The organism is Synechococcus sp. MU1655, from assembly GCF_023630655.1.
Taxonomy (GTDB): Bacteria; Cyanobacteriota; Cyanobacteriia; order PCC-6307; family Cyanobiaceae; genus Synechococcus_C.
The window spans coordinates 1-4,882 of record NZ_JAKUHK010000154.1 but is presented as its reverse complement, the minus strand read 5'-3'; the positions used below and the strand labels follow the sequence as shown (position 1 = coordinate 4,882).

7 protein-coding genes are annotated in these 4,882 nt (G+C 54.8%); 2 read left to right on the top strand and 5 right to left on the bottom strand.

Annotation, left to right across the window (positions count from 1 at the left end):
- On the top strand, positions 1-954 hold a 954-nt coding region (locus tag NCN04_RS07985), incomplete at its 5' end, for an amidohydrolase family protein (protein ID WP_250395732.1).
- Here the strand turns inward: NCN04_RS07985 and lepB are convergent.
- Positions 926-1,669, bottom strand: a complete 744-nt coding sequence (gene lepB, locus NCN04_RS07980) for a signal peptidase I (protein ID WP_284498670.1) — start codon at positions 1,667-1,669, stop codon at positions 926-928. The two genes, NCN04_RS07985 and lepB, sit on opposite strands and share 29 nt — an antisense overlap.
- Positions 1,670-1,750: 81 nt before the next feature.
- Between lepB and NCN04_RS07975 the strand changes: the two genes are divergently transcribed.
- Positions 1,751-3,256, top strand: a complete 1,506-nt coding sequence (locus tag NCN04_RS07975; protein ID WP_048346926.1) for a hypothetical protein — start codon at positions 1,751-1,753, stop codon at positions 3,254-3,256.
- Here NCN04_RS07975 and NCN04_RS07970 read toward each other — a convergent pair.
- The 4 genes from NCN04_RS07970 to NCN04_RS07955 form a co-directional block, all read right to left on the bottom strand.
- Positions 3,219-3,581 (bottom strand): Spx/MgsR family RNA polymerase-binding regulatory protein, encoded by a 363-nt coding sequence (locus NCN04_RS07970; protein ID WP_048346927.1) that lies wholly within the window; start codon positions 3,579-3,581, stop codon positions 3,219-3,221. The genes NCN04_RS07975 and NCN04_RS07970 overlap by 38 nt on opposite strands.
- A gap of 2 nt (positions 3,582-3,583) precedes the next feature.
- Positions 3,584-3,943 carry a 2Fe-2S iron-sulfur cluster-binding protein gene (locus tag NCN04_RS07965; protein ID WP_048346928.1) on the bottom strand — a complete coding sequence of 120 codons (360 nt, stop codon included), beginning with the start codon at positions 3,941-3,943 and terminating at the stop codon, positions 3,584-3,586.
- A gap of 104 nt (positions 3,944-4,047) precedes the next feature.
- On the bottom strand, positions 4,048-4,560 hold the full coding sequence (locus NCN04_RS07960) for an inorganic diphosphatase (protein ID WP_048346929.1): 513 nt from the start codon (positions 4,558-4,560) through the stop codon (positions 4,048-4,050).
- Entirely contained in the window at positions 4,502-4,738 is a 237-nt protein-coding gene (locus NCN04_RS07955; RefSeq protein ID WP_048348257.1) for a hypothetical protein, read from the bottom strand. The genes NCN04_RS07960 and NCN04_RS07955 overlap by 59 nt, the downstream gene beginning before the upstream one ends.
- Positions 4,739-4,882: the final 144 nt, after the last annotated feature.

Below are 4,882 nucleotides of genomic sequence, written 5' to 3'. Positions count from 1 at the left end.
CCAGAACGCTTAAAGGGTTTCCAACCGAGGGATTGCGATCTCAAAGTTCATTTATGGGGAAGCTTCAGCCATCGCGGTGAAGGAGAACGCCTCAGCAGTCACGCCGATCTTCTTGAAGCAGGTGCCATCGGTCTCAGTGCTGGGCAACAGATCCCATCTGTCAACCTCATCGACCGCGCCTTACTGCTTGGGGAGATGGCTGGGGCTCCTGTGCTGATTGCACCCAATGACCCCAGCCTGCGCGGCAACGGAATGATCCGGGAGGGCGTCGAAACACTACGCGCCGGATGGCCTGCCGATCCAACCATCAGCGAAACACTCCCGATGGGGCAACTCCTGGAGCTGCAGCGACGGCACAGCACTCGCAAGCTTGTGCTCATGAATCTCTCTACCGCTGATGGCGTAGAGATGCTGAGCCACACCACGTCACCACCACTGGCCACTGTGAGCTGGTGGCACCTGGTGCAGGATCGTTCCAACCAAACAGCAGAAAACACCCATTGGTTTGTCACACCGTCCATTGGTGGACAAGCCGATCGCCAAGCCTTAATCCAGGCCTTAGGAGAAGGAACGATCAACGCCGTTGCGGTCCATGGCATTCCACTGGACGATGAGGAGTGTCTGTTGCCTCCCGATCAACGCCCTAAAGGCCTATCCGGGCACCACTTGGTGCTGCCAACGCTCTGGCAACGCCTCGTGGTCGATTTGGGGTGGAGCGTGAACCAGCTCTGGCAAGCGCTCAGTTTTGGCCCGGCACGGTTGCTTGGACAGGACGAAGAACGACTCAGCATCGGAAGCAACCGCTGGTTGCTTTTTGATCCTGACCAAATCTGGAATCAAACCCGTGATGCCCCCTACGCCCCCAAAGCGGCCAATCAACCTTGGATCGGCGTTCCGATTCGGGGGCAAGTGGTGAGTTGTGGACTCAAGATCCCAACGAACCAAATCGGTTGAATGGCCAGAAACGCCAGACCGCTCGACCAATAATCTGATCTTCAGGCAGGAAGGCCCCTCCAGGCCAATAGCGACCATCCCAGCTGTTACTGCGGTTATCACCAAGAACGAGTACGCGTCCCTTCGGGACCGTGGCGTTCAGAGTGCGGCAAAGACTCATCCCCCGCTTGTCCAGAGGGCAATAATTGGTCACATAGGGTTCGTCGAGATCAACACCATTCACTTTCACCTCTCCTCGAGGGTTCACGACGACCTGATCACCTGCCACAGCCACAACGCGTTTGATGTAGGCATCACAGGCCGGATGGCTGACGCCAGGAATCAACCCAATCAAAGGGATATTCGCGAGAACGCATTGGAAAGGTGGGGGTGACGTTGTTGAACGCAGTGCAGGATCGAAGGCATAGGGAGAGTTGAACACAACAATGTCTCCCCGCCGAGGTTTGCGGCCGCGATAGGTGAGTTTCTCGACAAGCAGGCGATCCTGGATCTGCAAGCCAGGGAGCATCGAGCCTGAGGGAATGAAGCGTGCCTCGGCCAAATAGTGACGAATCCCGAAATAAAGAGCCATCGTGAAAAACAACGGGCCCCAAAAATCCCAGAGCGGATGTCCAGAACCCCGGTCCTTTTTCAGAGCCTGGTTGGGCTCCTGGGGAGGCTCGCTGCTGTTGGGCCGGTCATCGTCAGAACGACTGTTGCGTTGCTTATCTGCCAACAGGCACCTTGCTTCAATCCTCAAGATCACGATAGGCGCGATCAGCCTGCGCTTCTAGCCTAAAAACAGGCACGGTGATCCATGGTCCGACCCCGCTGGCAGGGCGTGAAACCCCGCACCATCCAATTGTTCTGGAATCGCTGGGATCAGGTCTTAGCCCTGATTGCAGCGCTCAATCTGATCTGGGTGATTTTCGATGTCACCTACATCCCGCTGCGAAATTTCTGGCTGCAAAGAACGCTCTACCCCCTCCCCTCGATCAACTTGGCATTGCCACTGCCGTGGCTGCCTGACATCACACCCGTTTATGACCCGCTGAAGGGCATCGAAGTTCATCGAGACACGATGTCCTATGTCGAGCATTTCCGCAGACTCGAAACCACCGCCTCAAAATTGGGCATCAACAGTCAAGCCGCTCGACAAATGCGGCTTGAGATGGTTGTCAGAAATAGCCAATTAATGGATGAAAACCCATTCATCAGTTCTGGGAATGTAGGTGCATTCGAAAAGCTCAAAAACCGTCTTAGAGCAAGAGCTGGGATGGATTCAGCCAAGCAAGCTGCTGCCTATCTCCTCAGCGATCGCTACTTGAGTCAGCATGACTGGGGACAAGAGCGCCAATTTTGGAACACCAAAATCCTTCCGCTAGCGGAGACCAATTACGCGCGCGGGATTGATGAAAACGGAATGCCCATCGACCTCTCCTGGCGGATCGACATTCCTTTTCAAACACTGTTCCTTTTGGACATCCTGATCCGGACACTCCGACTGAAACGACGGTTTCGGGCGATTACCTGGAGAGATGCCTTACTCAGGCGTTGGATTGACCTACCCCTCTTAATTCCATTTTGGCGTCTATTGCGAGTCGTTCCAGTTACAGAGCGGCTATCACGCGCTCAACTTTTGAATCTTGAGCCCCTTCGAGCAGCGGTCAGTCGCGGCGTTGTAGCGGTCCTGGCACTCGAATTATTTGAAGTGATCACACTGCGGGTTCTGGATGCCATGCAAGGCATCGTGCGCTCGCCGAATCTTCCCGACAGGATTCTCCGGCTTTGTAGTCATCAATCTGTTGATAACAGCGAAGAGCGTGAACTCGCAGAGCTGGTGCGCCTATGGCTCCCCCTGATCCTCACCCAAGTGGGTCCAGGGATGCGGCCACAACTTGTGGCGCTATTCGGCCATGCCCTTCAGCGCAATCTGGATGCTCTGGTCTTGCCGGCACCGCTCAGGGAGCTACCTGGAGTGCAAAAAGCGGAATCCGAATTGAGCCGTCAGCTCGCCATCGGAATGGTGGATTCGCTACTCGGTCTTTCAAAGAGTGCGGGCGACCAACTTGGCCAGAAAGATCAAGTTCTCGAAGATCTTGGGATTCAAACGCTCGATCGTTTCTGGGAGGAGCTCGCTCGAACGCTCGAACAAGGCGTCGTGCTGGAACGTAGCCAAGAACTCTTGGTGGCGTTTCTCGAAGAATTTAAACGCACCAGCATGTTCCAACTACACACCCAGGGTGGAGTGGACGAACTGATCACCGAGCTCGATGGGATTAATTTCAACCCAAAAGAGCCTGATTCCACTCCTCAAGCTTGAATCCCACCAAAAAGTCGCCACTGGGCAAGGCAACAAAAGGGCGTTTGATCAAACGCCCATCTGCTGCCAATGCAGCCAGGGCTTCATCGTCACTCATCGCTTTTACAACCGCTGCTCCAAGAGCTCGATAGCTCTGGCCACTGGTGTTGAAGAGAAGTTGACGACGAACTAACCGATCAAAGGCAAGTGAAAGCTCCTCTTTTGAAGGAGGAGCAATCGTGATGTCAACGACCTCATAGGCCAAGTTATTGGCATCCAGCCAAGCCAAGGCCTTACGACACGTTGAACATCTGGAGTAGCTGTAAACCTTGATGGTTGGAGCCAAGCTCAACGCCCAAACAAGTTCTTCACAGCTCCAAGCAGGCTGTTTGAACCCTTGCCAACGCCTTCGTCAGGGCGCGTCCGAATCGTTACATCGCCTATCACGCTGGTGCGGCAGCTCAAGCGATAGTTCGCAGGGCGGTCAGCGAGATAGACCTCCTCAACGTCGCTACGGGGTGAGAGGTTCTGGGCTCCTTCGAGGACCTCGATCACACAAGTTCCGCACTGGCCAACCCCACCACAGTTGTTGAGGTTGTTCAGACCCTTGTAAGGATTAATCCCGGAGGAAAGGGCTGCTTTGCGCAAATTCGCTCCTTCGATGCAACCGACCTGTTGGCCTTCCTGCTCAAAACGGATGGTGGGCACGGGTCGTTCACATCTAGGCGCGAACCAACTTACAAGAAGAAAGCCCGAATAGCGCCTCAATCTCGGATCTTGCCGAGAAAAGCTGGATTCAGCACCCTGGGGGCTTACCCTTCAGCCGCTCGAATGCATGACTCCACCAGGGGAGCGACGGCATCCGAATCACGCCAACCTCCGATCGAAATGACGCGACCGTCCATATTTTTGTAAGTACGGAAAAACTCAGCCACATCCTCAAGCTGGCTGGGTGCTATTTGTTGGATGCTCTGAATCCCGGCCTGCCGAGGGTCAGCGACGGGAACGCAAAGGATTTTGCCGTCGTAATGACCCGTGTCATTCATGTCCAGCACCCCGATCGGTCTGGCTTTGATTAAACATCCCGCAAAAGTGGGTTCCGCCATGATCACCATGGCATCGAGAGGAGACCCGTCCTCGGCAAGGGTATTGGGAACAAATCCGTAGTCAAAGGGATATCGAATCGAAGGGTGGAGCACACGGTCCAGTGCCATCACTCCAACATCTTCAGAAAACTCATATTTATTGCAACTACCCGCTGGAATTTCAACGATCAGGTTGAGTAGCCCCGGAGAGGGCGAAGGAGGCAGGGACCTCAGATCCATGGCGATCTTGCGCAGTGAGTGGTGTCAAAGAACCCATTGGAGGGCGATCGGTCAGCACAGCAGCCAACGGAATTCCAAGGCTCGTGAAAGCAAGGATGAACCCGAACAAGGCAAGTGTTGGTGCAGCAACTTGAAACGAGGGTTGCTGAGAAGGTTCGGGGGCAGGCTCGGGGTCCATGCAGACAGGATTAAGGACATCCGGTAGGGGGGGTTGTCCCTGTGCAAGCCATACCTGATGGCATGAAAAGCTCCGGAAAGGCGTTATGGAAAGGCTAGAGATAATTGTCGCACCATCTCAGCTCTAAGCGGCTGGACGCTCTTG